The 26,550-nt window shown below is 64.3% G+C and carries 27 protein-coding genes, 1 tRNA gene and 1 pseudogene; 14 read left to right on the top strand and 15 right to left on the bottom strand.

Annotated features, from left to right (window positions below; all coding sequences use genetic code 11):
- Nucleotides 1-11: 11 nt before the first annotated feature.
- Nucleotides 12-1,220, bottom strand: coding sequence for an ISAzo13 family transposase (locus tag ACFTE1_RS19790; RefSeq protein WP_380762537.1), 1,209 nt, complete (start codon nt 1,218-1,220; stop codon nt 12-14).
- Nucleotides 1,221-1,319: 99 nt separating this feature from the next.
- Here ACFTE1_RS19790 and ACFTE1_RS19785 point away from each other — a divergent pair, with 99 nt between their 5' ends.
- The 3 genes from ACFTE1_RS19785 (at nt 1,320) to ACFTE1_RS19775 (ending at nt 6,975) form a co-directional block, all read left to right on the top strand.
- The gene (locus ACFTE1_RS19785) at nt 1,320-5,801 is read left to right on the top strand and encodes a DUF7927 domain-containing protein (protein ID WP_380619816.1); all 4,482 of its coding nucleotides are present in this window, start codon (nt 1,320-1,322) and stop codon (nt 5,799-5,801) included.
- Nucleotides 5,802-5,915: 114 nt separating this feature from the next.
- Entirely contained in the window at nt 5,916-6,491 is a 576-nt protein-coding gene (locus ACFTE1_RS19780; protein ID WP_380619814.1) for a hypothetical protein, read from the top strand.
- A gap of 73 nt (nt 6,492-6,564) precedes the next feature.
- Nucleotides 6,565-6,975, top strand: coding sequence for a VOC family protein (locus ACFTE1_RS19775; protein WP_380619811.1), 411 nt, complete (start codon nt 6,565-6,567; stop codon nt 6,973-6,975).
- 128 nt (nt 6,976-7,103) lie between these two features.
- On the opposite strand, the gene ACFTE1_RS19770 is transcribed toward ACFTE1_RS19775, so the two are convergent.
- The 4 genes from ACFTE1_RS19770 to ACFTE1_RS19755 form a co-directional block, all read right to left on the bottom strand.
- A complete protein-coding gene (locus ACFTE1_RS19770; RefSeq protein WP_380619808.1) occupies nt 7,104-7,550 on the bottom strand; it encodes a hypothetical protein in 447 nt (148 codons plus the stop codon).
- A gap of 239 nt (nt 7,551-7,789) precedes the next feature.
- On the bottom strand, nt 7,790-8,221 hold the full coding sequence (locus tag ACFTE1_RS19765) for a hypothetical protein (RefSeq protein WP_380619805.1): 432 nt from the start codon (nt 8,219-8,221) through the stop codon (nt 7,790-7,792).
- Nucleotides 8,208-8,786, bottom strand: coding sequence for a hypothetical protein (locus ACFTE1_RS19760; protein ID WP_380619802.1), 579 nt, complete (start codon nt 8,784-8,786; stop codon nt 8,208-8,210). Before ACFTE1_RS19760 ends, ACFTE1_RS19765 begins: the two co-directional genes overlap by 14 nt.
- Nucleotides 8,787-8,871: 85 nt before the next feature.
- Nucleotides 8,872-9,123, bottom strand: a complete 252-nt coding sequence (locus tag ACFTE1_RS19755) for a hypothetical protein (protein ID WP_380619800.1) — start codon at nt 9,121-9,123, stop codon at nt 8,872-8,874.
- A gap of 556 nt (nt 9,124-9,679) precedes the next feature.
- On the opposite strand from ACFTE1_RS19755, the gene ACFTE1_RS19750 reads away from it, so the two are divergent.
- From ACFTE1_RS19750 to ACFTE1_RS19730, 5 genes are all read left to right on the top strand, one after another.
- The gene (locus ACFTE1_RS19750; protein ID WP_380619797.1) at nt 9,680-9,943 is read left to right on the top strand and encodes a hypothetical protein; all 264 of its coding nucleotides are present in this window, start codon (nt 9,680-9,682) and stop codon (nt 9,941-9,943) included.
- Nucleotides 9,943-10,596, top strand: coding sequence for a hypothetical protein (locus tag ACFTE1_RS19745; RefSeq protein WP_380619795.1), 654 nt, complete (start codon nt 9,943-9,945; stop codon nt 10,594-10,596). The genes ACFTE1_RS19750 and ACFTE1_RS19745 overlap by 1 nt, the downstream gene beginning before the upstream one ends.
- The gene (locus ACFTE1_RS19740; protein WP_380619792.1) at nt 10,571-10,870 is read left to right on the top strand and encodes a hypothetical protein; all 300 of its coding nucleotides are present in this window, start codon (nt 10,571-10,573) and stop codon (nt 10,868-10,870) included. Before ACFTE1_RS19745 ends, ACFTE1_RS19740 begins: the two co-directional genes overlap by 26 nt.
- A 215-nt stretch (nt 10,871-11,085) precedes the next feature.
- On the top strand, nt 11,086-11,400 hold the full coding sequence (locus tag ACFTE1_RS19735) for a hypothetical protein (RefSeq protein ID WP_380619790.1): 315 nt from the start codon (nt 11,086-11,088) through the stop codon (nt 11,398-11,400).
- Between the two features lie 213 nt (nt 11,401-11,613).
- Nucleotides 11,614-12,576 (top strand): lectin-like domain-containing protein, encoded by a 963-nt coding sequence (locus ACFTE1_RS19730; protein WP_380619788.1) that lies wholly within the window; start codon nt 11,614-11,616, stop codon nt 12,574-12,576.
- A 105-nt stretch (nt 12,577-12,681) separates the two neighbouring features.
- On the opposite strand, the gene ACFTE1_RS19725 is transcribed toward ACFTE1_RS19730, so the two are convergent.
- Nucleotides 12,682-14,799 (bottom strand): SpoIIE family protein phosphatase, encoded by a 2,118-nt coding sequence (locus ACFTE1_RS19725; RefSeq protein ID WP_380619785.1) that lies wholly within the window; start codon nt 14,797-14,799, stop codon nt 12,682-12,684.
- Nucleotides 14,800-14,912: 113 nt separating this feature from the next.
- On the opposite strand from ACFTE1_RS19725, the pseudogene ACFTE1_RS19720 reads away from it, so the two are divergent.
- Nucleotides 14,913-15,875: pseudogene (locus ACFTE1_RS19720) on the top strand (pirin family protein); the annotation flags it as partial.
- Here the strand turns inward: ACFTE1_RS19720 and ACFTE1_RS19715 are convergent.
- The 3 genes from ACFTE1_RS19715 to ACFTE1_RS19705 all read right to left on the bottom strand — a co-directional run bounded on the left by ACFTE1_RS19715 (nt 15,876) and on the right by ACFTE1_RS19705 (nt 17,828).
- Nucleotides 15,876-16,529: a potassium channel family protein gene (locus ACFTE1_RS19715; RefSeq protein WP_380619783.1), complete on the bottom strand. Its 654-nt coding sequence runs from the start codon at nt 16,527-16,529 to the stop codon at nt 15,876-15,878.
- 271 nt (nt 16,530-16,800) lie between these two features.
- A complete protein-coding gene (locus ACFTE1_RS19710; protein ID WP_380619781.1) occupies nt 16,801-17,217 on the bottom strand; it encodes a VOC family protein in 417 nt (138 codons plus the stop codon).
- Between the two features lie 122 nt (nt 17,218-17,339).
- Nucleotides 17,340-17,828 (bottom strand): GNAT family N-acetyltransferase, encoded by a 489-nt coding sequence (locus tag ACFTE1_RS19705; protein WP_380619778.1) that lies wholly within the window; start codon nt 17,826-17,828, stop codon nt 17,340-17,342.
- Between the two features lie 1,032 nt (nt 17,829-18,860).
- Here ACFTE1_RS19705 and ACFTE1_RS19700 point away from each other — a divergent pair.
- The gene (locus ACFTE1_RS19700; protein WP_380619776.1) at nt 18,861-19,271 is read left to right on the top strand and encodes a hypothetical protein; all 411 of its coding nucleotides are present in this window, start codon (nt 18,861-18,863) and stop codon (nt 19,269-19,271) included.
- Nucleotides 19,268-19,579, top strand: a complete 312-nt coding sequence (locus ACFTE1_RS19695; RefSeq protein WP_380619773.1) for a transcriptional regulator — start codon at nt 19,268-19,270, stop codon at nt 19,577-19,579. Before ACFTE1_RS19700 ends, ACFTE1_RS19695 begins: the two co-directional genes overlap by 4 nt.
- 66 nt (nt 19,580-19,645) lie before the next feature.
- Here the strand turns inward: ACFTE1_RS19695 and ACFTE1_RS19690 are convergent, their stop codons facing one another.
- The gene (locus ACFTE1_RS19690; protein ID WP_380619770.1) at nt 19,646-19,840 is read right to left on the bottom strand and encodes a tautomerase family protein; all 195 of its coding nucleotides are present in this window, start codon (nt 19,838-19,840) and stop codon (nt 19,646-19,648) included.
- A 162-nt stretch (nt 19,841-20,002) separates the two neighbouring features.
- Between ACFTE1_RS19690 and ACFTE1_RS19685 the strand changes: the two genes are divergently transcribed.
- The 3 genes from ACFTE1_RS19685 (at nt 20,003) to ACFTE1_RS19675 (ending at nt 21,752) form a co-directional block, all read left to right on the top strand.
- Entirely contained in the window at nt 20,003-20,401 is a 399-nt protein-coding gene (locus ACFTE1_RS19685; protein ID WP_380619767.1) for a DUF1801 domain-containing protein, read from the top strand.
- Nucleotides 20,402-20,711: 310 nt separating this feature from the next.
- A complete protein-coding gene (locus tag ACFTE1_RS19680) occupies nt 20,712-21,134 on the top strand; it encodes a hypothetical protein (RefSeq protein WP_380619764.1) in 423 nt (140 codons plus the stop codon).
- A 270-nt stretch (nt 21,135-21,404) separates the two neighbouring features.
- Nucleotides 21,405-21,752, top strand: coding sequence for a VOC family protein (locus ACFTE1_RS19675; protein WP_380619762.1), 348 nt, complete (start codon nt 21,405-21,407; stop codon nt 21,750-21,752).
- A 288-nt stretch (nt 21,753-22,040) separates the two neighbouring features.
- On the opposite strand, the gene ACFTE1_RS19670 is transcribed toward ACFTE1_RS19675, so the two are convergent.
- From ACFTE1_RS19670 to ACFTE1_RS19650, 5 genes are all read right to left on the bottom strand, one after another.
- Nucleotides 22,041-22,116, bottom strand: a tRNA-Arg gene (locus ACFTE1_RS19670).
- A 318-nt stretch (nt 22,117-22,434) separates the two neighbouring features.
- Complete coding sequence (locus ACFTE1_RS19665; RefSeq protein ID WP_380619759.1) at nt 22,435-23,118, bottom strand: hypothetical protein; 684 nt, start codon at nt 23,116-23,118, stop codon at nt 22,435-22,437.
- Nucleotides 23,119-23,354: 236 nt separating this feature from the next.
- Nucleotides 23,355-25,040 carry a DUF885 domain-containing protein gene (locus ACFTE1_RS19660; protein WP_380619757.1) on the bottom strand — a complete coding sequence of 562 codons (1,686 nt, stop codon included), beginning with the start codon at nt 25,038-25,040 and terminating at the stop codon, nt 23,355-23,357.
- A complete protein-coding gene (locus ACFTE1_RS19655) occupies nt 25,033-25,986 on the bottom strand; it encodes a prephenate dehydrogenase (protein ID WP_380619754.1) in 954 nt (317 codons plus the stop codon). The genes ACFTE1_RS19660 and ACFTE1_RS19655 overlap by 8 nt, the downstream gene beginning before the upstream one ends.
- On the bottom strand, nt 25,986-26,309 hold the full coding sequence (locus ACFTE1_RS19650; protein ID WP_380619825.1) for a GroES family chaperonin: 324 nt from the start codon (nt 26,307-26,309) through the stop codon (nt 25,986-25,988). Before ACFTE1_RS19650 ends, ACFTE1_RS19655 begins: the two co-directional genes overlap by 1 nt.
- Between the last annotated feature and the right edge of the window lie 241 nt (nt 26,310-26,550).

The following is a 26,550-nucleotide window of genomic DNA, read 5'->3' as shown; positions in this document are numbered from 1 at the left end:
TCTTGCATTTATTACTTGGCTGGTTGGCTTGTGGGTTGCTTGATCGTGTAGTTCCATTCCCCGTGGAACTCATGGGGTTGGAGCCCGATCTCGGCTAGGTCTTGTTTCGTGGCACGGCGTCCGGTCGCGTAGACCCGTTCGTCCAGCCAAGCGGTGACGATCAGGCCGTTCTCGGTCTCGGTTCCTCCGATACGGTCAAGAACGATCTGATAGTCCTGCAACGGCTGTCCCCGCCAATTGAGGGTCACGAACGAGAACAAGCGATGCTCGATCTTGTTCCATTTGCTGGTGCCGGGCGGGAAGTGCAGCATGACGATGTCCATCTTGAGCTCGGCCGCGAGGTCGGCCAGCTCCAGCTTCCAGAGGTTGGACCGGTAGCCGTCCGAACCGCCGGCGTCTCCGACCAGGTAGAGCCGGTCGAACCCGTCGTAGAGGTCGCGACCTTCGGCATGCCACCACTGACGGATCGTGTTGGCAGCGAACTGGGCCGTCTCACGGGAGACCCCGACGCTGATCCACCCGGTGTCGGCCCCGATGTCATAGACACCGTAGGGGATGGCTTTGGGGACGCCTGCAGGGAAGTCGTGGGCCTCAACCTCGACGGGGTTGTCTTTCGGACGCCATTCCCTGCCTCCGGCGGTGTAGTTGCCGACCAGTTCCTTGTTCTTGCAGTCGATGGACAGGACCGGATAACCCCTGGAGATAGCCCATGTGGTCTTGGTGTCGATGTACTCGAACTGGGCGTCGCGGTCGGGATGCTGGCCGCCCTCCCGGGTCTTCTTCGTTTTCTGTAGCCGGTAGCCCTGCTCGTGCAACAGGTTTGCGATGGCTTTGATCGAGGCGGTGAACCCCAGGCGCCGCAGTGCTTCGCGTAGTTCTTTGAGGCTCTTGCACGTCCATTTCAACGTGCTGGTCGGCTCGCCCCGCAAGGTCGGTTCAACCAGGGCTTCGAGTGTTTTGGTGATACCAGGCTGTTGGATTTCCAGGCGGGGCCGTCCGGCGCCGGGGGCGCGGACCCGGTCGGTGGCCTCCGCGCCGGCCTCGATCTCGGCCAGTCCGGTACGGACGGTGCTCTTTGACGCCCCTGATGCCTGCGCGACCACGGAAACGGCGCTCCTGTCGATACCAGTCTGGTCCAACGCCTGCGCCTCGGCTCCCAGGAACAAGCGCCACTGCCGCTCGTTGAGATGCGGTTTGATCAGCTCATACTTCGATGCCAAAACTTCCCGATTGACCATGCAATGTTCAACGAGCGGACAAACAAACCGACTCGCACACGACCAAGTAATTCATACAAGAGCCCTTATCCCGACGCCGAAGTGTCCGACGACCTGACCGGCGTGATCGATGACGCGACCTTTAACGCGGACGCTTCGGCCGACGCGGGGACGGTCTCCTACGCCGAGCCAGTCCTTACCTGGACCGGTGACATCGCCGTCGGCGCCACCGTCACGATCACCTACAGTGTGACCGTCGACGACCCGCCCGCCGGAGACCACAGCCTGGACAACGCCGTCACCGGTCCTCCCGGATCGACCTGCGAGGAAGGCTCGGACGATCCGGACTGCTCCAGCGAAGTGCCCGTCAAGGCCCTGGAGATCGCCAAGGTCGCCGCCACGACTTCGGCTTCTGCCGGGGACACTGTCACCTACACCGTCACGGCCACCAACACCGGCCAGGTCGACTTCACCGGTGAGACCATCACCGACGACCTGACCGGGGTCATCGACGACGCCACGTTCAACGACGACGCCTCCGCCGATGCGGGGACCGTCTCGTACGCGGAACCGACTCTGACGTGGACCGGCGACATCGCTGTGGGCTCCACGGTCACGATCACCTACACCGTCACGGTCGACGACCCGCCGACCGGGGACGACTCGCTGGACAACATGGTCGTCGGTCCGCCCGGGTCGACATGTGAGCCCGGCTCCGACGACCCCGCCTGCACCACCACGGTGCCGTTGGGCGAGCTGGACATTCTCAAGTCGTCCTCTGCGGCCGACGACCCGGTGGTCCCAGGCAGCACGATCGAGTACACCGTCACCGTGACCAACAGCGGCGGACTCGATTACGAGGGCGCCGAGGTCACCGACGATCTGACTGAGGTCGTCGACGACGCGACGTTCAACGATGACGCTTCGGCCGACGCGGGGACCGTCTCCTACACGGAGCCGACCCTGACGTGGACCGGCGACATCGCCATCGGCGAGACCGTCACGATCACCTACACCGTGACCGTGAACGACCCGCTGGAGGGCGACGGTTCGGCGGTCAACTCGGTCACCGGCCCGCCGGGATCGAACTGCCCGCCCGGGTCGACCGACCCGGACTGCACCACCACCGAGGAAATCGCCGCTCTGGACATCGCCAAGAGCGCCGACACCGAGACGGCCAACGCGGGCGACACCGTGAACTACACGGTCACCATCGCCAACACGGGTGCGGCCGACTACGAGGGCGCCGAGGTGACGGACGACCTGACCGGTGTGGTCGATGACGCGACGTTCAATGACGACGCCTCGGCCGACTCCGGAACCGTCTCCTACGCGGAGCCGATCCTGACCTGGACGGGCGACGTGGCCGCCGGCGCTACCGTGACGATCACCTACAGCGTCACCGTCACGTCGCCTATCGAGGGCGACGCGAACCTGGCGAACACGGTCACCGGTCCTCCGGGGTCGACGTGCGAACCGGACTCCGACGACCCGGACTGCACGACGAACGTGCCGCTGGCCGACCTGGAGATCGAGAAGCAGGCCGACACCGCCGAGGCGATGCCCGGCGACACCGTCGCCTACACGATCACCGTCACCAACCCGGGCCAGGCCGACTACACGGGAGCCGAGTTCACGGACGACATGTCCGGTGTGGTCGATGACGCGACGTTCAATGACGACGCTTCGGCCGACTCCGGAACGGTCGTCTTCGCCGAACCCGTCCTCACATGGACCGGCGATGTCGCGGCGGGTCAGACGGTGACGATCACCTACACGGTGACTGTCAACGACCCGGTCTCGGGCGACGGCAACCTCGCCAACGTTGTCACGGGCCCGCCCGGAACGCCGTGTGAGCCCGGGTCCGACGATCCGGCCTGTAGCCCGGAAGTTCCGGTCAAGGCACTGGACATCGTGAAGTCCTCGGACGCCACGACGGCCAAGCCGGGTGAGGATGTGGCCTACACGGTCACCATCACCAACACCGGAACTGTCGCCTATACCGGAACCACGGTCACGGACGACATGTCCGGTGTGGTCGACGACGCGACGTTCAACGACGACGCGTCAGCAGACTCGGGCGAGGTCTCCTATACGGAACCGACCCTGACCTGGACCGGTGACGTTCCTGTCGGAGGCACGGTGGTTATCACCTACACGGTGACGGTCAACGACCCGATTTCCGGTGACGGGGAGTTGGGCAACGTGGTGACCGGTCCGCCGGGATCCCCCTGTGAAGAGGGTTCCGACGACCCGGCCTGCCAACCGGAGGTGCCGCTCGCGGCGCTGGAGATCGAGAAGACTGCCGACAAGTCGACCGTGATTCCGGGTGAGGACGTGGCTTACACGGTCACGATCACCAACCCGGGCCAGGCGGACTTCACCGGAGCCGAAGTCACCGACGACCTGACGGAGGTCATCGACGACGCGGCCTACAACGACGACGCCTCGGCCGACGCCGGAGCGATCGCATACGCCGAGCCGGTCCTGACCTGGACGGGCGACGTGGCCGTCGGCGCTACCGTGACGATCACGTACACCGTCACGGTCGACTCGCCCATCACGGGTGACTCGGAGCTGGACAACACGGTCACCGGACCGCCCGGGTCGAACTGCCCGGACGGATCGACCGACCCGCGCTGCACGACGAATATCGGTGCCGCCTCGCTGGAGATTGCCAAGGTCCCCGGCTCGGAATCGACCGTGGCCGGCGCGACCGTGGAGTACACGATCACCGTCACCAACACCGGTTCCGCGGACTATCCGGACGCCGAGGTCACCGACGACCTGACGGAGGTCATTGACGACGCGGTGTTCAACGACGACGCCATGGCGGACTCGGGCGAGATCGCCTATGCCGAGCCGATCCTCACCTGGACCGGTGAGGTGGCCGAGGGGCAAACGGTGACGATCACCTACTCGGTGACCGTCAGCGAGCCCGTCGAAGGCGACCACAACCTGGTCAACATGGTCACCGGACCGCCCGGATCGACCTGTGAACCCGGTTCCGACGATCCGGCGTGCAGTCCGGAGGTTCCGGTCGGCGAGGTCGTGATCGACAAGTCCAACGACGCTCCGTCCGACGACGAACTGATTCCGGGCTCCACCGTCGCCTACACCGTGACGATGGAGAACGTCGGACAGCTCGACTACACCGACGAGGAGGCCACCGACGACCTGTCGGGCGTGGTCGACGACGCGACGTACAACGATGACGCGTCCGCCGACTCCGGCACCGTGGCCTACTCCGAGCCGACCCTGACCTGGACCGGCGACCTCGCGATCGGGCAGACCGTGACGATCACCTACTCGGTGACGGTCAACGACCCGATCTCAGGTGACAAGGTCCTGCGCAACGCGTTCACCGGAATACCCGGCTCGCGCTGCGGGGACGACCCGACCGACACCTGCGAGCACCAGACGCCCGCCGCCGAGCTGGAGATCGTCAAGTCCTCGGACAAGACGACCACCGGACCCGGCGAGGACGTGTCGTACACCGTCGCGGTGACCAACATCGGCACCGGCCCTTACACCGACGCGGTCGTCACCGACGACTTGACCGGCGTGCTGGACGACGGAAACTACAACGACGACGCCGCCGCCGACTCCGGAACGGTGTCCTATGCCGAGCCGGTGATCACCTGGGAGGGCGACATCGATCCCGGTCAGACGGTCACCATCGCCTACACGGTCACCGCCGGGGACCCGTTCCCGGCCGGCGACGGGGAGATGCTCAACGTCGTGACCGGTCCGCCGGGGTCCAACTGCGAACCCGGAGAGGACGCCGAAGGCTGTTCGACCCTGGTCCAGAAGCTGGCGCACGACTTCGGCGACGCGCCCGACTCCTTCGGCACCACGCTGGAGAACGACGGGGCCCACCACCAGATCACCGAGACGCTCGGTATCGGCGAGGATCTGCACGCCGACGAGGACGGCACGCCGCACGGCACTGCCGCCGCGCATGCCGATGACGACGGAATCGCAGGGGTTCGCGGCCTGGAACTCGGTTCCACCGAGGTCAGCCTGGACATCCAGGCGACCAACGACGGTAGTGACGACGCCGTGCTCGCCGTCTGGACCGACGTCGACATGGACGGCGACCACGTCGGAGACGACCACCTGTTCGAGCAGGTCGACGTCCCGGCCGGATCGGGAACGCAGGTCTACACCGTGACCTTCGCGACCGAACCGCTGGTGGAAGGCGAATACCACGCCCGCCTTCGTCTCTTCGGTATCGCCGAGAGCCCGGAACAGGGCGACGGCGAGCAGCCGGAGTCCGCCGAGGAAGCCGCGTCCGTCCTGGTCAACGACGATCCGATCGAAGAGCAGGACTCGGGCGTTCACCCGCCCTCGGACCGGCTCTACGACATCACGCCGACCGGGTTCGGCGGCGCCGGCGAGATCGAGGACCACTACCACACGCTCGGGGCCGCTCCCGGTGAAGAGCCAGAACCGATGCCCGTCACCGGCGCCTCGCTCAGCGGGCTCGTAGTGCTCGGCGCAGCAACCCTCCTCGGAGGATTGCTGATCATCGCCGCACTCGCGTGGACGCGTCGCCGGGAGGAGAACTCCGCCAACGAGTGACGATTCCGTGAAACGCCCATAGGGGTGGTTCGCGAAGCAGAGAGTGAGAGGGTCCGTGTTCGCCGATTCGGTGCGGACGCGGGCCCTCTTTGAACGGACAGAAGGGAAAACCGAATGAACCCCATTGAATCCAGCCCCGCTCGTCGAGGATGGCGATTCGCGTCGGCCATGGGTGCCGCCGCGCTGACCACAGTCCTGGCCGCCCCGGCCTTCGGCCAGATGTCGATCAGCATGACCGGTCAGGACGAGCCGCTCATTGAGGGGTCGGAGCGGGGACTGACCGTTTCCTTGAATAATGGACACGCCGCTGACCAGGAGATGCGCCTGGAGATGTCTGCCGGTTCCGAGATCGCCCTGCATCATGGCGATGATGTGGTTCAGGGCGAGCCGCTCGTTATCGAGGGCCTCACCGTCGCCGGTTCGGATTTGACCGAAGTTGATATTTCCGCGACGGCCGAAGACGTGCCGGAGGCCGGCAATACGGCCGTCCGCAGCTGCCTTTACAACGATGCCACGGCGCCGGTGGTCTGTACTGCGGCGATCATTCCCGTCGAGGAGTCGGCGGAGGTTGAGAGCCCGTGGACGATCGTCTGGATCGGCCTGGTGGCTGTTGCGCTGGCCTCGGTCGGAGGGTTCGTCGCGTGGAGGAAGTCGAGGGTACTGGACGACGAGGTCGCGGACGAGGCCTGAGGCTCATTCGGGCTCCGACGTTCGCGATCGCTGGAAGAATGACCAGTGAGATCGCACTTCGGAGGAGGAAGCAGTGTCCACGATTCTCAATCCTTACCTGAACTTCGACGGCAACGCCCGCGAGGCGATGGCCTTCTACCACGACGTGCTCGGGGGAGAGCTCACGATCAGCACCTACGGGGATATGGGTATGGAGGGTGAACTCAGCGAGAGGGTCATGCACTCCCAGCTCAAAACACCGGCGGGATTCACGATCATGGCGGGCGACCTGCCGCCCGACATGGAGCACAAGCCCGGGACGAACGTGAACATCAGCATCAGCGGCGATGACGGCGATGCCCTGAAGGGTTATTGGGAGAAGCTCTCAGCCCGGGGGACCGTCATGATGCCGATGGAGAGGCAGATGTGGGGCGACGAATTCGGCGCCTGCGTGGATCAGTTCGGCATCCACTGGATGGTGGACATCGTCGCCGAGGGCGAATAGAAGAGACGAGAGAAGGACAGAGGGCAGACGAAAATACGAACATATGAACAGAAAGGTCTGGACTCCGAAGGCCCATGCCGACACGGAGTCCATACCGTTTGTTTAGGGTCCTTTGTCAAAGGGAGAGCCTAATCCTCTTCCGAATCCCATTCGGCCATGATCTCATCTGCTGTCTCAAGGACCTTGTACAGATCAGCGCGGACTACCGTGCCATCTTGAGAAAGAGACCCTATCACCAGCATCTGGTAATGGACGACTTCATTTGTGGGAATATCCTCCATCAAGTGAAGTTCGCCGGAACACCCTCGAATAACACCTTCAGCGGTAAGCGGATTAAATTTAGGTTCGGCGTCTATGTACTCGTGGCGCAGACGGTTAACCAGAGTAGCAACCTTATCGCGGTTGTATTCTTCTCCAAAATATTCTTCGAGAAATGCAGTAAAAGTGGCTGCCAAGTAGTTCAAGTACGTTTGAACTTGATCTTCTGGAATTGAAGCTATGAGTTTCCTGGATTTATCAGGCGAGTGCGCTGCGACAGCCTCAACAGATTTCCTGTAGTGAAGTGGATCTGCCATACGTCTGAATCCCTTCTTCGTTTGGAACTCTGAAGGTTCTTTTGCCGCACTATTCACCGTGGCAGGAACGGTGGTTATTGCGACTATCAGTCTTTATGGTGATGCTATTGGTTCAACATCAATTTTATAGTCGCTCTTATTGCTTGACTTGAACAAGATCGCTGGCGATAGTCTGGGACCCACGTTCGAGAGCGGATCCCAGAATAATGAGGTCGAAGGTAGTGCCCTCATAGTTCCAACTACTCAGCCAGTGATTCAGCGAGAGTTACGGCATCGGCCAGGTAGGCTTCGAGGTTCGTATTCACCTGCTCAACATCATTGACGACCTTTCGGATCGACAGAATCTGGAGGCGAAACTGCTCTTCAGGCGTCACCTCGTCAAGAAGGTGCTCTTCCCCCAACATGCCGCGAAGTAGGCCTTCGAGGGCGAGCGCGGAAATCGGTGTGTCCAGTTCACGGTATCCGTAGCGCATTTCGCTGACGAACTTCTTCACTGCTTCGTGGCTCTGGTCGTGTTCGAAGACCTGTCCGATGACCGCAGCGAACATGGCCGCAACGAACGTCGCCCAGTCCTCCTGAGCGTCGTCGGGAATCTGGCTCACCAGCTCATCGCTGGGCCTGTCCAACGCGATAGCTCTCATCGTGGCTTTGAAGTGGTCACTGTGTTCCATCATTACCCTTTTTCCGTTTTCGCTTTAGTAGTCGAGATGCTGCCTCCACCGCAACCACACTTGTAACAACCACTGTCCCGATCGTGTCAGAGACTTTCACGTCGGGGTACGAAGGCCCGGACAGAATCGGCTCGGGTTGCTGTGTCGTCGCCTGGGTCTGACCTCCGGTGGGATTGTAGCGCCCTGCATCGTTGGTTGCTCCACTCGTAAGTTCCTTCGACGCCTTGGCCAAACCATCAGTCTTCTTGACTAGCCTTCGAGCGAACTGTTGAAGTTTGGTCTTTCCCTGGTCCTCGTCGGTGCCCTGGTTCTCGGCATTGAAGTGCCCCGGAGCGTTGAAGAGTTCAGGGTCGTTTCGTTCTTTTACTGTGACTGTGAAGGGCACGCCTCCACCGGGCTCCATGGCCGCTCGTACGTGGGTGGCAGCCTCTTCGGCCTTGGTTCCGAGCGCCTCGTAGAGCCCCATCATGGCCCTGTAGGTCGCTTGCGCGTCAGCCAATACCGCCGCATGATCGCGAGCGGCGACTATCGTGAAGACCTTGTGGAGTTCGCTGAGCGACTCCATGGTGCCCTGCGCAGCTCCATGAGCATCGGTAACGGCCTGTGCCAAGGACTGAATCGAACTGTGAGCCTCTTCCAGACTCATCGCACTATCCGCCCTGTGCCTGGGAGACGAGCTGCGACGCCCTCTCCGCCATTTCCTTCAGACTCGCGGTAAGTCCGACCATCTCTTCCAACGTCCGCTCAGCCTCGCGAACCACTCCGGCGTTGCCGGCGCCGATCCCTTCGAGGATGTTCGCTACCTCGCCGACGGTGTTCTTGCTGCCGTCGCAACCGGCGCTCAGTTCGTCGATCGCCTGCATATTGGCTTGAATCTGACCTTGCGCATCATCAAGGGACATAGGGGGAAAGCTCCTACTTCTCTATTCGCGATCTTTTACTCGCGTAGAGCACTGGAAGCAGGCCATCGGACACCGTTCTGGACGCTTTCGCGCACATTGAACGTTCCAACACCGACACGCCGATGTGGTTGTTGACTTACGACAAAATCTTGGGTGACACTGAGGGTTGCCGGGCGGTTCCGATGACTGCTCGGGGTCTTGAGCGGACATCCAGTTCTCTTACGACAGCGGCTCGCCAGTCTTGCGACCAAACATGCCTGGCGAGCCGCCCCAACAAACTACCCCCGAAGGGAGCGGTTGTACTGACTCATCGTAGTTGATCTGTTCGGCTGATTCCAGCCGCCTTTCCGTAGTTGACCGCGATCGTGCGATCGCGTCCAGTCGCCGTGCGCTCAAAACGACCTTGAGCAAGCCCGTATGCGTCTGTACCTGCAGATACGCGCGTTCGGTCCGTCACGGCCACGCCTCGCCATGTTCCCCGGCGAGGAAACACCAGCTCCGTTCCTTAGTTCCCCCTGCCCTGAAACAGGCGTGCAGGGGAGTTTGGAGGCTTTTCATGCCTATCTCGATGCCCTTGACTCTGGGTTCGTTCACCATCGAGGGCCGCCAGGTCCAGATCGTCCGTAGGGCGGCCCGCAAGATTTTCTGGATCACCGTCGACGGCCGCACTGCCGCCATGGTCCACACCCATGACCGGTTCCTCCTCCCCCAACCGGGTTGGTCGATCCGCGATGACGTCGCCGACTGGCTGTTGGAGCAGACCATGCGCGCCCACTCCCACTTCGTCGCCTACTGCTTCGCGAAAGGAGTCCACCCCTAATGAACTCCTTCCTCCACGAACACTCCGACTACGTCTACGCCGCCATCGCCTTCGTCGTCGCGATCGGCTTGTACGCCGTCGCCGTCTACCACGGCAACATCTACGGCCACCAAGATCAATCGACGTCCGACACGACTACCAGCACGAATGCTAGCCAGAGGCGAGCAGCTGGGCGTGTGTCGGGTCGGGCGAAAGCCCGAACGGTGCGTACGGACGGGACCGTTCTGGGGGCGGTGTCGTTTCTGGCGCGGACGTTCGAGGTCCGCGAGATCGACGTCTACACGGGCGTCATCATCGCCATCGAACCCGGCGGACAGCGCCTGATCGTCGGGGAAGCCGACTGGGGCTGGGGCTACCCCGGCCGCGTCTTCTGGTCACCCGACCCCAAACGACACGCACTGTTCAGCGACAACAGTCGCTTGAAGTTCGCGCTCGAACAACGCGTCTACGCCGTCATCGACCGCGCCGTCTTCGGAGCGGATCTACCGCCTCGTTTCCACGAGGAAGTCTGGACCGTGGACCCGTACGTCACGCCGCGATCTCAGGCGGAGGCTCCGTCGCAGTTCCAGGTCCAATGGCGCACTCCGCCCTGTCCTCGACAGAACGCCCAGTACCAGGAGGTGAGCCGTGACCGTGCTCTATCTACCGCCTGACACCACCGACCTCGGCACGCTCCACCACTACGAGCACGTCTTCGACGTCCGCCACGACGCCGACGCCGGCACGGTCTTCCTCCTCGAACCAACCGACGACGACACACCGATCCAAGAACGGGTTCCGGCCGTCATCGCCGTCTGCGGACAAGGAGTCTGGGCCAAACTCACGCTCTACTCCGACGAGCTCTACAAACAAGCCCGCACGTTCCCCGACTGGGAGAACGAAATCCGCGACGCCATCATGATCCACGTGAAACGCCGAACCAGATAGGGGATTGCACTCGGTGAATTCGGGGCCAGGGCGTAGCCCTGGCCCCTTTTCACCTGCAGAAACACTGCTGCCACGACTCCGCGAAGTCCCGTTTGGAATCGACCGGCGTCACGCCGCTGGCCTCTGTTAAGTAGGATCCTAGATGTCGATTCCAGTAGGGCAGCGACGCCCGGCGGAGTCGCTTCGGAATTGCCCAGACGAAAGAAGGTCTGCCCATGAAAGCCCGTACCCTGGCCCTCATTCCCATCGCCGCTCTCGCCGGTTTCGGCCTCGCCGCCTGCGGAGAGAAGACCGCCACGGCCGACGAGATCGCCGAATCGGCCGAGGACTCCCTGGAGGAGCAGATCGGGCAGCGCCCTGAAATCGACTGCGGTTCAGACGATGTGACGCTGGAGAAGGACAAGGTCGTCGACTGCGTCCTCACCGATCCGTCCACTGGAACTGAGTACGACACCACTGTGACCATCGTGAGCATCGACGGCAATGAGTGGAAGGGCGACGTCAAGGTCGCCGACGAGCCCCGCGAGTAGCGTACGGAACGCCCGAGGCGTAAACCTGCCTCCGGTTCCGATCACCGGCCTCGCCTCTGTCCTTTGCAGAGGAGAGGCCGGTTTCTCGTATACGGAGTCATGGTAAAGCTTTCAGTCGATATTTCTCCATTGAGGCCTGCGCCACTGTCGGGTCCGTTAGGTTGATTCTGCCTGCATATTTCACGGCCCCTACCGTGACGAAAGGACTGGACAGTGAAGAGAACATTGACCGCAGCCGGCTCAGCGCTGGCCGCCATCGCGCTCGTCGCTTCGCCCGCGACCGCGCAGGGGGAGACCATCCTCGACCGTCAGTTCCATTCGGACTCGATCGACCCGCAGTTCGTCGCGCTGGGAGAGACCTGTCTGACGGCGGCGTCCGGCGACAACCCGATGGCCTGTGAAGAGGGTCTGACCGGACCGATTCCCGAGCTCGGCGAGGAGAAGGGCTACCTCCTGCTCACCGACGAGTCGAAGTTCGCCGCCGGCGGATTCGTCTACAACGAGGCCATCGAGGCCGAGGACGGTATTCAGGTCCGCTTCGCCCAGTACCAGTACGGAGGGACGGGAGCCGACGGCATTTCCTTCTTCCTCGCCGACGGGTCCGAGAACCTGACGGATGTCGGAGCCATGGGCGGAAGCCTCGGCTACGCGCAGCACATCGACGAGCCCGGCGTCGACGGCGGTTTCATCGGACTCGGCATCGACGCGTGGGGCAACTTCTCGGCCGACACCGAGAACCGCGGCAACGGCTGCCCGGCTGATCAACGGGCGCCGTCCTTCCTCCAGGAAGAGGGCAACCGGGCTCCGGACAATGTCGCTCTGCGCGGCCCCGGAGAGGGCGACGAAGGCTACTGCCTGCTCGCCACGACCGCCACCGAGGAGGTCGTCGAAACGACCGACGACGGAACGATCTACGGCACGGACTTCCCCGACAGCGTTCGCGCCGACAGCCTCGAAGAGGCCAAGCGGCTGGTCCGCCTGACCGTGTCAGGCCACGATGAACCCCGCGTCACCGTGGAGATGGACTTCCTCAACGGCGCCGGCTGGCAGACGATGCTGGAGACGACCGTGGACCACGAGGCACCGAGCTCCTACAAGTTCGGATTCGCCGCCTCGACCGGTGCCGCCACCGACGTCCACCTCCTCCGTCACCTTTCGGTGCGGACACTGGGCTGACGCTCCTTCACACCCGAAAACGGGCGGGCGCCGCGGGACGGCGCCCGCCCTACTCACTCTGTGCCGTAAAGCCTGCCGGGGTGCCCCTCAGTATTCCAAACCCGACTATCCCCTGTGCAGGCCCCGCAGCTCGCAGATCAGAATCGTGCTGTCGTCGTGGCTGTCGACGGGGGCCACCGCCATGGCCGCGTCGGCCAGGTCGTTCAGCTCCCCGCCCGTACGATCCACCGCCGACATCAGGTTCGCGATGCCCTCGTCGAGCGTGACGGTCGGCGACTCGACGAGCCCGTCGCTGTAGAGCAGCAGCCGGGTTCCCGGCGGGGTGTCCAGGCGCGTGTTCGTGTACCTCGCGTCGGTGAATCCGCCCAGCAGCGGGCCGTTTCTCTCCTCCACCAGCCGGGCCGCTCCCTCCGGCGGGATGACGATGAGCGGCGGATGCCCGGCGGAGACCACCGAACACCGGTGGCGCCACGGGTCGTAGGACACGTACAGGCAGGTGGCCATGTTCGCCTCCCCGAACGTCTCCGCGATCTCGTTGAGGCGGGTCATGAGCGCCGCCGGCTCCAGCCCCACGGTGGTCAGGGCCTGCAGCGCCGACCGGTAGCGGCCCATGGTCGCCGCCGCCGCGATGCCGTGCCCGACGACGTCCCCGACCGCGAGCGCGACCGAGTGCCCCGGTTGGATGCTCACGTCGTACCAGTCGCCGCTGACCCGGTGGCCCTTGTGCCCCGGGATGTAGCGGTGGACCAGCTCGAACTCCTCGGAGTCGGGCAGTTCTGAGGGAAGGATGTTCATCTGGAGCAGCAGCGCGGTCTCCTTCGCCTCGCGGTACAGCCGGGCGTTGTCGAGCATCAAGGCGGTCCGGCTCGCCACGGTCTGTAGGAACTCCAGGTCGTCCTCGTTGAACCGCAGGCTCGTCCCCGTCCTCATACAGGAGAGGACGCCGATGGTGAAACCCCGCGCGATCAGGGGAACTCCCATGTACGAGTTGGCGTCGATCGCCCCGACCGCCTCCCAGACCCATCCGGGAATGTCGATGTCGTCCACGTCGCTCGCCTTCGTGACGAGCCTGGGGGTGTGGGTCTTCATGATGTGGTCGAGGAGGGGCGATCCCGGCACGGTATCGAGGTCCGGCGTCTCTACCAGCCTTTGCGCGTGCACGTCGTCGAGCACCGTGCTGGCGCCGAGGGTCCGCAGGCGAGATTCCCTGCGCCGGCGTCCCGCGTCCACTCCCACCGCGTACTCCTCGGAGACGTCGATGGCGGCCAGGTCGCAGTACTCGCGGGTGAGCATCTCCACCAGCTCCGTCGCCGACCGCTTCGGGTCCCAAGCCTGGGACTGGAGTTCGCCGACGAGGCCCAGCAGGTTCAGTTGCTGGCGCGTCCGCGCCTCGCTCAGGAAGTCGATGCGCGAGGCCGTGACGTCGTAGATGATCCCGCACAGCGCCATCTCGCGGTTCTTGAGTCCTTTGATGCGGAACCATGTCGCCGACCAGACCTTCGAGGCCCCGGGTTTTCTGCGGGAGAACCCCGTGACCTTCACGTCGATGACCGGTTCCCCGGTCCGGAGGACGCCCAGCAGCATCTTCTTGTACTCCTCGAAGTCCGAGGAGCCCACCGCGATGCTCATGTGGCGTCCGATCAGCTCGCTCGGTTCGAAACCGTTGTACTCGGCGAGGGCGTCATTGACCATGACGTACCGCAGGTGCTCGTCCAGGATCACCTGTCCCACCGGGGACTGGTGGAAGAACCCGTCCAGCATGCTCAGCTGCGTGCGCAGCTCGCGCGAGCGGTCGACGTCGACGGCCTGCATGACGAGGATGTCGGTTCCGTCGGGGAGGCTGACCGGGCGGGTCTGGACCAGGGCCGGGCGTATCGACCCGTCGGCGCGCCGCAGCGGCATCGTTCTCATGACCATCGACTCGTCGGCGCCGTCGGTTCCGTCGGCCTGCTGATCGGTGAAGTCCACGTCGGTGCCGAACAGGACGTAGTAGTCGCGCCCGATGATGGTTCCCGCGCTGAACCCGGTGAGGTGCTCCGCCCATTTGTCGAAGTGGAATATGTGGCGCCGGTCGTCGACGAGGATGGTGGCGATCTGGAGGCCCGCCGCGAACCGGGTCGGCGTGTCGGGGTCGCCGCCGTGCGCTTCTTCGTTCATGCGGGAGACGCCGTTGTCGCTGCTCATGGCCACCCCCTTCTCGTGGTCGGGTCCGGCGGCCGTCACGGGCCCCGTGCCTCCTCATGGTACGGAGGCAAGCGATCGCCCATCCCGGATATTCTCGTCCGCGGCCCGAGAAGGACTGACCATCGGCGCCCTAATCGGGCATCCTTGGACATATGAGCGGAAGCGAACCGAGTTTCGACCCTGTCCACCGGGGCGCCGAGTCTTCGACCGGCCCCGTCCGCGATCTCCTGCAGGGGCGGATGACGCCCCTCGGGGACTCGACCATGGTGCGGCGTCTCCTGCCCAACCTGGGGCGTCGTATGGTCGGGGCCTGGTGTTTCGTCGACCACTACGGGCCCGACGACATCACCGACTCGCCCGGCATGCAGGTGCCGCCGCATCCGCACATGGGGTTGCAGACCGTCAGCTGGCTGCACTCCGGCGAGGTCCTGCATCGCGACAGCCTCGGGAGCCTGCAGACCGTGCGTCCCGGCGAGCTGGGGTTGATGACGTCCGGGAAGGCCATCGCTCACTCCGAGGAGTCGCCCCGGCATCATTCCAACGATCCCGTCCTGCACGGCGCTCAACTCTGGGTGGCCCTGCCCGGCGGCGAGCGCCATACCGCCCCCGCCTTCGAGCACCACCGCGACCTGCCGGAAGTGACCGCTCCGGGGCTTTCCGCCAGGGTCATCATGGGCGAACTCGACGGAGCCCGATCCCCTGGGCGGACCTATACGCCGCTGTTCGGGGCCGACCTGTCTCTCACCGGGGGAGTGGACGTCGACCTGCCCCTCGAGGAGCAGTTCGAGTACGCCGCCCTGGCGATGGACGGCGCCTGCGAGGTCGACGGCGTCCCCGTCAAGCCCGGTGCCCTGCTCTACCTGGGAGAGGGCCGTCGCAGTCTCTCGCTACGAGCCGACGGCGACGCCTCGGTCATGCTCCTTGGCGGGGTTCCCTTCGACGAGCGGATCGTCATGTGGTGGAACTTCGTCGGGCGCTCCCACGAGGAGATCGCCGAGGCCCGCCGCGCGTGGCGGGACGGCGAACGGTTCGGCGAGGTCCACGGTTACGACGGTGATCGCCTTCTGGCCCCGAACCTGCCGCCCGGCGAGTTGAAGCTTCGCGGCCGCACCCGGTTATCCGGCCGAGCGGGCGTCCCTTCTCCAGACGCTGACCAGCCTGGCGATCACGATCGCCAGGAACAGCGCCGCCGTCACCGACTGCAGGGACGACAGCGCCCGGGCACCCACCGTCATCGGGGTTATGTCGCCGTAGCCCAGCGTGGACTGGGTCGTGAAGCTGAAGTACGACATGGCCCGCCAGTCCACGCGCTCGCCCGCTCCCGCGAACGACTCCGGCGACCCCAGCGCGACCAGGCTGTAGACCGCCGAGAACAGGGCGCCGATCAGCAGGTACGTGCTCAGTGCCGCGAGGATCAGGCCGCCGCTGCCGACCTTGCTCTTGCGGAACGTGAACACCGACAGCTCCGCTATGACCAGCGCCGTGTAGAGAGCCGCCGCCGCGAACATGACCGTCTGGCTGGTCTCGCTGCCCTGCTGGAGGGCGTGCCAGAGGACCGACACTCCGAACAGGATTCCGACCGGCGTCGCTCCCGGCGCCCGCACCTTCTCCCTCCGGGCGACGAGGGTGCTGTAGGTGATCATCACCAGGTGGAGCATCAGGTAGACGCCGGTCCACAGCCTGCCGAAGACCGTCAGGGGGTATCCGAACTGGAGGAGCGCCACTACGGCCAGCAGGACGAGCATCGACCTGGTGGTCCTGTCTCCCATGGCCTTCCCCTTCCGCGCCGGTCCCGATCATTCTGGCACCCGGGCGGCCTCCTCGCACGGGAAAGGAGGGGCCACGCCCCTCCGGACCGACTCTTCGAACAGGGAAAGGGGACAGCCCCTCCTCCGCGCCGCCTCCGAGATCGGAGAATGAGGATCGCCCCTCCTCAGCGCTGCCTCCGAGAACGAGAAAAGGAGGGCGGCCCCGTATCGGGAGCGCCCTCCGTGACCACTGCGGGTGGCCTGTACTGGAGTCTTTGTCGGTGCGTCCGCCCTACGGCTGCGGAAAGTCCATGTAGATCGGCTCCCACTGGTGGCCGTCCGGGTCGATGAAGACGCGTTGGACCATCCCTCCCTCTTTCTGCATCTCGGCGATCTCCGGGTTCGGCTCCTGTTCGCGGCCCCCGGCCGCCACGGCGGCGTCCACGATCCTGTTGACGGAGTCGGCGTCCTTCATCGCCAGCGCGTACAGGGATCCGATCGATCCGGAGGTGTCGCTGATGGGGCGGTCGATGAACTTCGCGAAGAAGTCCTTGACCAGCAGCATCACGTAGAGCTGTCCGTCCTCCACGACCACGCAGGCCGCGTTCTCGTCGGTGAAGTCCGGATTGATGGTCCACCCCAGGGCCTGGTAGAACTTCTTGGCTCGATCCAGGTCGCTGACGGGCAGATTGATGAACATCTGGCTCATGGTTCTGATCTCCTCGGTGTTCGCGGTCGTTCTGTCTGTATAGACGCCGCCGGTCACCGGGGTTCATCGTTCCGCGTGAAAAATCCGGAGGATTTCGGGACCTACCGCCGTGAGCGGCTGGTTCACAGGCGCAGGAACATAATGTGGAGGTCCGTGTAGCCCACTCGGGGGTGCTTGAAGCCTTCGGGGACCCGGGCGATCGTCTCGAAACCCAGGGAGTGCCACAGTTTCACTGCGTGGGTGTTGGCGTCGACCACCGCGTTGAACTGCATTGACCGGTAGCCGGCCCGGCGGGCCCAGTCGATGGCCGCCTCTCCGAGGGCGCGGCCGACGCCGCCGCTGCGGTAGTCCGGGTTCACCATGAATCCCGCGTTGGCGATGTGCGCGCTCTGGCCCGGGAGGTTCGGGTGTATCTCGGCCGTGCCGGCGATGGCCCCGTCGATCTCGGCGACCAGGCTGCCGCAGCCCGGGCCGTCGGACAGCCAGAAGCTCCGGATCTGCTCGCCCGGGGTGTCGGGCTCCCAGGGGAAGGTTTCGCCGGCGGCGACGATGCCGCTCATGAACGACCAGATGTGGGGCCAGTCGTCTTGGACCGCGTCTCGGATTTTCATGCCGAAACCATACCTGCGGTCGGGGGCCGGCGCGAGTTCGTTTTCACTAAAGGCTGTGGGGCATAGGAAGCGACTTCCTATGCCCCACAGCCTCAAAGGGTTGTTGAATTGAAGGGTAATGAGGGGTGTTGAGGGGTCCGGTCCCATCGGTCAGGGTCACCGATGAGACCGGTAACGGCTGGGTACTCAGCCGAAACTTAGGGGTGCAGAGGCCGGAGGGGGTTGTCGGGGTGTCGGGGTTCGCAAGGGTTGATCGGCTTCCTAATCGTCGGGGTCTCGGCGTGCCGATCCGGGTCGTCAAGGGGTCGGCGGCCTCTGCGAAAAAGACACGTCGCCGGGTTGCCGCAGGTTGCGGTTACTTCAGAAAGTTTTGAACCCGTGACCTTTTCTTTGGCGTTCCGTGATCGGCCATTCCGACCCCTGTCTGCTTACCTGGGGTTTTAATGAACAGGCTTTCTGGACGTTCTCGCTTCCGTCGGTCTTCCGACAGATTAGAACTCTGGACCGGGGTACGGCGTCCTCACGAAGATGAGGGGATGTCCCCTGAAGCCAAGAGGCGTCGTTCCAAACGGTGCAGAGCCCCCAGGAAAGACGACGCGATGCCCTGCAAGAAGTCGGTCGCTCAAGAAGGGACGACCTGTTATCTGCATCCGGGATTTCCGCGGATTCCGGAGGGAACCCGCGGTCCGCTCTACATCGCCGGATACCACGACCACCTGCTGCTCAAGAAGCCGTCGAAGAACGTTCTCCCGGATCCGCGCCCGTGGGGCGACCAGGGCCTCTCCCGACGGTTCTCCACCAATGCTCCCAGGGCGCTTCCGGACTGTTCGATTCCGCGCCTAGTTCAGCGGCTGAGGACGTTCTAGGAGCCGCAGGTGCCCCAATAGCGCTGTGGGATCTTTAGCCGGCACATCGTTCTCGTGACTGGCACCTATGGCCCGATCCTTCACTGCCGGGCAAAATCAGAGCGGTAGTCAACTTGCGCTTTTAGTAAGTGGTTGCTAGTATCGAAACAACTTGAGAGGGGCCTATATGGCGGAGAAAGTGCTTACGCCCGAGGAGCAGCTCCGGGTCATCAATGAAGCCCCGACTGCGGTCAAACAGCCTGGGGCAACGCACAAAGCCATCCAGATCGCCTGCGTTGCGATGTCGTACATCGCTTTCGTCATCACGTTCGCAGTGTCGCTCACCTGGGTCCAGGCCATCGGGCTCTATATCCTCCTGTTCACAGCGACAGTCATACTCCTGCACCGTGCTTCGCCGGTCTCCGGTCGAAGGGTCAAGACTCCTGTTGAAAAGGTCGTCTTCTGGTTCGTGCTCGCCGTGGTCGGGTACCCCGTCGTCTTCCGTGGCGGCGAGAGCCCCATGATCTTCGCAAGCACGTTCGCGCTGCTCCCCACAAGTGTGTGTGTTGTCTACATGGCGCTGAGGTGGAGGAAGTGACGACGAGTGGTCGTCCGCTGAAGGACATCCTGCCGAATGTCATCCACTCTCCAATAAGGCTGTCGATACTGGGCGTACTCAACCAAGTGGATCAGATCTACTTCAGCGACCTCAAAGGCTTGATCGGTGTTTCCGATGCCGAGCTGTCGAGGCAGCTGCGCGTTCTGGAGCAGGACCACATCGTGGCGATCTCGAAGCGTCGGGAGAATCGGAAGTCTGTGACAGTCGTCAGCCTGACCGAAGATGGCAGGTCCCGCTTCGAGGACTACCTTTCAGAGCTCAACACCATTGTGAACGGGCGCCTGTAATCTTCATCGGATAGACCGCCGAGGCACGGTATCAGATCGGCTTGACGGGCGCACTCGCCCGCCGCGCTACTTGGCGGTCGGGCCTCCCAGCGGTTTTCCTCCGATGCCCCAGTCGCCCGGGTCGGTTTCGCTGATCTTCACCCACACCTTTTCCGGGGCGATTCCCGTGACGCGGGAGTAGGCGGCCGTGACCTCGTCGATGATGGCCGCCTTCGTCTCGGCGTCGCGGCCGGTGAGCTGGTTGATCTCGATGAACGGCATGGGTTTCCTTCGTGACGGTGGAACGGGACCGTCGCAAGTATATAGACTTCTCATGAAAAGTCTGTGCTGAATGGCCCCCAGGACTGGTCCTGCCCGTCCTTTGGCCGACGTCATCCGGGCCGTTCCACGTCCGAGCGATTCGTCCGCGCCTAAGATCGGCATGTGGACGAGAAGATCACCCAGACCCTTGACAGGGTGAAGGTAAAACGGCGCAGGGCCGATGCCGGCCGTCTCGTGGAGATCATGAGCGAAGTGACGGGCGAGGAGCCTGTCCTCTGGCCCGGCAACATCATCGGTTTCGGCAGTTACCACTACAAGTACGCCAGCGGGCGGGAAGGCGATACCGTCAAGGTCGGATTCGCCCCTCGAGCCGCGGCTCTGACTCTGTACGGGCTCATTCAACGATACGGCGAAGACACCGCCGCGCTGGAGAACGACGAGCTCCTCCAGAACTTGGGAACCTTCACGACCGGCGTCGGCTGCCTCTACATCAAGTACCTCGACGACGTCGACGAGGCCGTTCTGAGAGAGCTGATCAGGAAGGGCTACGAAGCGGGTTGACTCTCGGGCTCTGGGCCATACCTCACCGCACCGAGCCAGACGACACGTGGTTCTGGCGAGATGCGACGAAGTTGTCTGCGGGCGGGTTCCCATTCTCAGTGTTACTTCGCCACCAGCCAGCTTTCTGGATCGCAGGCGCTGTGGTACCCGAATTCGACATCCCGGTTCCGACTTGCCAGTCCGTACACCTGGGCATGTAGCCTGTAGGTACTCAACTATCGTGTCTAAACACGGATACCGGTCGCTGATGCGCGACAATGGCGCCCCGAGAAAATGCGAATCTCAGACCCCCCTGAAGGATTCAACCACCATGCGTAAACTCCTCCTGCCCGTTGCTCTGTTGCCTCTGACGCTGACGGGCTGCACCGAGTCCAGCGAACCCGAAGGCAACGAATTGGACTTCACTCTAGTTCTTCAGACCTGCTTCGAATCCGCCGACTCCGAGCAGCTTGAGTGCGGGTACGACTTGCCCCTTGACGGAGGGGAAGCGAGCATTGACTGCGGGGGCGTAACCGTCTGGGAAGGGACCATGGACAACGGGAGAGGCCATGCCACGTACGAGGGTGAGGGCGAATGTGTCATCACCATCGACGACCCGCTTCTGACTGAGCCGTTCGAACGCACTTTCGAAGCGGGCCATGAAGTCGGCTTCAACGTCCCTGTCAATGAGTTCTTCATTATTCGTCGTGGCGATCCGAACGAGATTAACGACCGCACGGAGCACGATCGCTAAGTCTCGCCATTTGCCGTCGGATAGAAATCGGACGGTGGGTTCAAGCTATCGAGGATGGACACCGATTCTCAGCAGAGCGGGGCGAGCGCCAGAAAAATCCGGAGACGACGGCGACAGCGGGATTTGAGGACGTGGCGGTCCAGGTGGAAGTTTCCCCCTGGCTTCATGCCAGGCGTAGCCGTAGATCCCCTAGGGCCATGGCAAGGCCGGAATTCGGTCGCGGGTGGTCATGGCGGACTTGCTGTCCCATTCCGGTGTTAGGCTCCGCTTATGAAGATCAAAAGGGTGGTTCCCAACCTGCACGCGGAGAATCCGGACCGAAGCTTGGAAGTGCTGGGACTACTGGGATTCGAGAAGGTCATGGACCACGGGTGGATCGTGACCATGGCAGCGGGTGGCGAACACTCGCCGCAGGTGAGTGTGATGACGGAGGACGCCACGGCTCCGGTTTCGCCGGACGTGAGCATAGAGGTCGACGACGTGGAGGGGGCATACGCTCTCATGAAGGACAACGATGTGGAGATCGTTCATCCGTTGACGTATGAGGAATGGGGTGTTCACCGGTTCTTCGTCAGGGATGCCAACGGAAGGGTGATCAACATCCTGGGTCACCGCTGATCAAGCAGGTTGGCTGGCGGATTTCGACAGTACCGGCGTCTCGGGCCTGGCTGGGACGAGGTCTCGAGGGGAAGGGCCGCCGAGCCTTCTCGAAATGTCTCTGGAGTTTCTATCGGCAGAGCAATGGGGTCGAGCAGCTCAGAGCGAGGCCCTGCAGTGGGGCGGCCGGAACGGAAGCTTCTACCCGCGTAGAGTGGGATCGTCTGGAGTAATCCGGAACGGAAACGTAGCGGGTCCTGGGCAAAGAAAAAGACCTACCTGCGTTTCCGCTGGTAGGTCTCTAACCTGTGGCGCGCCCCGAGGGATTCGAACCCCCAACCTTCTGATCCGTAGTCAGATGCTCTATCCGTTGAGCTAGGGGCGCTAGCCTGTCCACCGAACGTCTCGCTCGGCAACGGAGTCAATATTACGCGACGCCGGACCGAGCCTGCAAGCGGGTCTCCATTTGTGCCTTGGGTCATGAACGGAGCTCGGTGAGGAGGTGAACGGGCAGCTCATGGCTCTGAACACTACTGAGGGGGAGTCGGGGGCGACTGCGATGCTCGTATGACCGACCGTGAAATGTCGTCGGGGACACCGACGCGACTTGCGACACTCTGGACGAAGTCCGTCCCGAGGGGAACCTTGCGGGCCGGGTTCCCGGCGGCCTCTGTTAGGGCGTTACTGAGCTAGGCGCTCCGCCTCAATCCAGCACGGCCTTCACGAAGTCGCGCCAGGCGCCGGCCAGATCGCCGCTCGAATCGTCCGCGTGGGTCGAGGCCTCCCAGACCAGCTTCTCGGCCTCGGGCACGCGCTCGTTCAGGAAGTACCGCTCGATGTACTCCTCGCGCTGCGCCGGTCCCGGATACCAGTGCCCGCCGGCGGCGAACAGTGCAACGTACGCCCGGTGGCAGGCGTCCAGCAGCAGGGACGTCCGCTCGAACGGGTCGGCGATGGATTCCAGCTGGCGCGCGACCTCCTCCTGCTCGCCCCGCACCCGCTCCAACGCGACCTGCGACAGCTGCTCGGGCAGCTCGATGACACGAGCACGAGCGGCCATGCCGTGCCCGGAGTCGTCGGCCAAGAGGATGCCGTCGGAAAAAGCCGCAAGCACCTTTACTGCCGGTGAGGACGGGTACTCCCACCCGCGCCCCTGCTCCATCTCGTCGAGCATGGCGGTGAACTCGCCGAGCGTGAAATGCTGCGTCTTCTCGAGTTCGGGGTCCGGCCTGGCCTCCGAGTCCCACACGCAGACGAGCGCGGCGTCATCGGAATCATCGTCCTGCGCGGCCTTTCCGACGGCGTAGGCGAACACCAAATCCGGATCGTTGTTCAGCTGCGCCAGCGGACCGGTGGTCAACCGCGCTACGGCCTGAGGAAGAGTCATGGAACCAGTGTGGCGGATCGGAGCCACCCCGTCCACCCGGACGAACGGAGCGATCACGCCATGACATGCGAAAAAGGCCGCCCCCTGTGGAGGGGACGGCCGGAACGGAGCTCCCCGCCCGGCCCCAGCTGCCCTTATTCTCAAGGGCGACCGAGGTGTAATCCCGGACGGGAACGGCTCCGAACTACACGATTGTCCTCAACAACCCGGCGAAAGGCCGCGAAACGGCGCGGTTCTCAGAGCCGCTTGAGCGCGTCGGCGAACGGGCCGAGACCCATGGCGCCGAGGTTGAGGGCGTCGGTGTGGAACTGCTTCAGGCTGAACTCGGAACCCTTCCGGGACTCGTAGTCCGCGCGAGCCTGCATCCAGAGGCGCTCGCCGACCTTGTAGGACGGGGCCTGCCCGGCCCAACCGAGGTAGCGGTTGCACTCGAACTGGAGCATGTCGTCCTCGACACGGCAGTGGGCGCGCATGAACTCGAACATCTTCTCCGCGTCCCACTGCTCGCCCGGACGCCAGCCGAAGGGGTTGTCCTCGGGAATGGCGAACTCGCAGTGCAGGCCGATGTCGACGATGACGCGGGCGGCGCGCATGGCCTGCCCGTCGAGCATGCCGAGCTTCCCGGCCGGGTCGTCGTCGTAGTAGCCCAGCTCCTCCATGAGCCGCTCCGAGTACAGCGCCCAGCCCTCGGCGTGGCCCGAGCAGAACATCATGGTGCGCTGGAAGCGGTTGAGCAGCTCGCGGCGGTAGATCGTCTGGCCGATCTGGAGGTGGTGGCCGGGCACGCCCTCGTGGTAGACGGTCGTCCGCTCGCGCCACTTGGAGAACAGCTCCTGGCCGGAGGGAACGGACCACCACATGGCGCCCGGACGGGAGAAGTCCTCGGCGGGGCTCGTGTAGTAGATGGCCCCGTCCTCGGTGGGCGCGAGATTGCAGTCGATGGCCCGGACCGGCTCGGGAATGTCGAAGTGCTTGTCGGCCATGTCGGCGATCGTGCTCTCCGCCAGTTCCTGCATCCAGTCGCGGAAGGCATGCTTGTCGGCCATGTTCTGGCTCGGCTGCGCGTCGAGGTACTCGATGGCCTCGTCGACGGTCGCGCCCGGCTTGATCCGCTCGGCCGTGGCGTCCATCTCGGCCTCGATGCGGGCCAGCTCCTGCCAGCCCCAGGCGTAGGTCTCCTCGAGGTCGATCTCCTCGCCGATGAAGAAACGCGAGGCGCGCTGGTAGCGCTCGCGGCCGACGGCGTCCTTGGCCGGAGCCTTCGGGGCCAGCTCGGTGCGAAGGAACTCGGCGAAGGAGGCGGTCGCCTCGCGGGCCGCGGCGGCGCCCTTCACGAGCTTCTCGCGCAGCTCCTGGGAAGGTTCCCCGCCGTCCACGGTCAGCCCGTCGACCAGGTTCCTCCAGAAGTCGTCGCCGTTGGCGCCGTTCCAGTTGTCGCAGTGCTTGGCGACCTCGTCGACCTGGAGGCGGGCGGCCACGCGGCCGGCCTCGGCCTCGGCGCGGAAGGACGCGGTGACCTGCTGAACGGCCTCGGGGAAGGCCAGGAGGCGGGCGGCGATGTTGGCGACGGCCTCCTCGGTGTCGCGCGGCATGAGGTCGAACATCTGACGCATGCCGTGCAGCGGTGAGCCGAGGACGTTCAGCTCCAGGTAGAGGTCTCCGGCGTCGTAGCGCTCCACTTCGAGGCGGACGCGCTCGAGCGTGGCCTCCTTGGCGGCGCGCTCGCGCTCGTCGGCGGGCTCCAGGGCCTCGAGGTCGGCGATGAGCCGACGCGTGCGCTCGGTGTCGGCGGCGAAGCCCTCGGGCGAGAAGTCGTCCCACTTGTCGTCCTGCGACGGGTCCCCGAGGCCGGTGGCGAAGGTGGGGTGGGCGGCGACGAAGTCCGCGACGTACTCGTCGGCGATGCGATCGATATTACTCATAGGTGGACTTTATCCGAGGCCTTCGGACCGCGGCCACCTTCTTTCCTTCGATCGCCTCGACCCATCCGCCTTGGATGCCCAGCTCGCGGAGCGCCTCGAACGACAGATCCATCCGCTCGCCCTCCCCGGGCTCCGGCGGCCATGCGGACCGCGCCTCATGCGCTTCGGTGAACCATCCGGTGAGCCGGCCGGTGTAGGCGGTCATGTCGTCGAACAGCATTCCCGCGATCGACCCGAGTCCGTTGGCGACACCGCCGAGGGCGCCGCTCAGATGCTTCATATTGCCGCGCACCATGCCGTCGAAAAGCTGAGGAGAGGAGGCGGCCACGCGGGTGGCGTCCCGGAACGAGCCCGCGCCCAAGGACAGCGCCAGCGGGTCGTCCTTGACCAGGTGCATGACGGCGGCGGCCAGCAGGTGCTCCACGTGGGAGACCCGGGCGACGGCCGCGTCGTGGGCGGCGGCGTCGACGGGGACGACCCTCGCGCCCAGGTCGACCGCCACACGGGCGACGGCCTCCCAGTCGTCGAGGGGAGTGTCCTCCTCCAGCCCGACCACCCAGGGGCGGTCGCGGAACAGGCCGGGCTCCGCCGAGTCCCACCCGGCGACCTCTTTGCCCGCCATCGGATGCGAACCGACGTAACGGGCGCGGCCCCGCATGGTCCGCAGCGGGGCCTCCTTCACCGACCCGGTGTCGGTGACGATCCCGGAGAAGACGTCCTCGGTGAACAGCGACAGGACCTCGTCGAGGCGGTCGAAGGGGACGGCCGCGACCACCAGGTCGCAGTCGCGCAGGTCCTCGGCCGAAGCGACCGGGACGGCCCACCTCTCGGCGGAGGCGAGCACGGCGGGATCGGGATCGAAGGCGAACACCTCGTGAACGGTGTCCGCCAGGCCCTGGACGACTGAGCCCCCGATGAGGCCCAGCCCGCAGACACCGACGCGCATCAGAGGTAGAGCCCCGTCTCCCCGTCGTCGACGCGCTTGGCGGCGACGGCGTGGATGTCCCTCTCCCGCAACAGGATGTAATTGGTGCCGTTCAGGTCCACCTCGGCCTTCTCGGCGGGGTCGAAGAGGACGCGGTCACCGGTCTGCACCGCGTTCACCAGCGGCCCCACGCCGACGGCCTCGGCCCAGTGCAGCCGGTGGCCGACCGAGGCGGTGGCGGGGATGACGATGCCGCCCGACGAGCGGCGCTCGCTGTCGGGGTCCTCTCGGACCAGGAGACGGTCGTGGAGGAGCTGGATAGGCAGGCCGGAGACGGTGTCCATTGGTTCTGAGCTCACGTCTCCCCAGGTTACCCGCTACGGTCCGGGGCAGCTACCGGGACCGCGCGGCGACGGGGCCGTGTCGCTCGCTACAGGAGGTATCCGGCCGCCCCGGAACGAGTTTGCTTTTGTGCGGGCGCCCGGTACCGTATTCACTATTGGTCTTCCCCATGGGAGGAACACACTACGGACGAGACGCGGATCGATCGAGCGGACGGTGACGGTATGGGACGATGGACGGCCC

Origin of the sequence: Salininema proteolyticum (genome assembly GCF_042685645.1) — a bacterium.
In the GTDB taxonomy this organism is placed as follows: domain Bacteria; phylum Actinomycetota; class Actinomycetes; order Mycobacteriales; family Micromonosporaceae; genus Salininema; species Salininema proteolyticum.
Note: the sequence above shows the minus strand (reverse complement) of the source record. Positions and strands in the feature narration are given on the sequence as shown.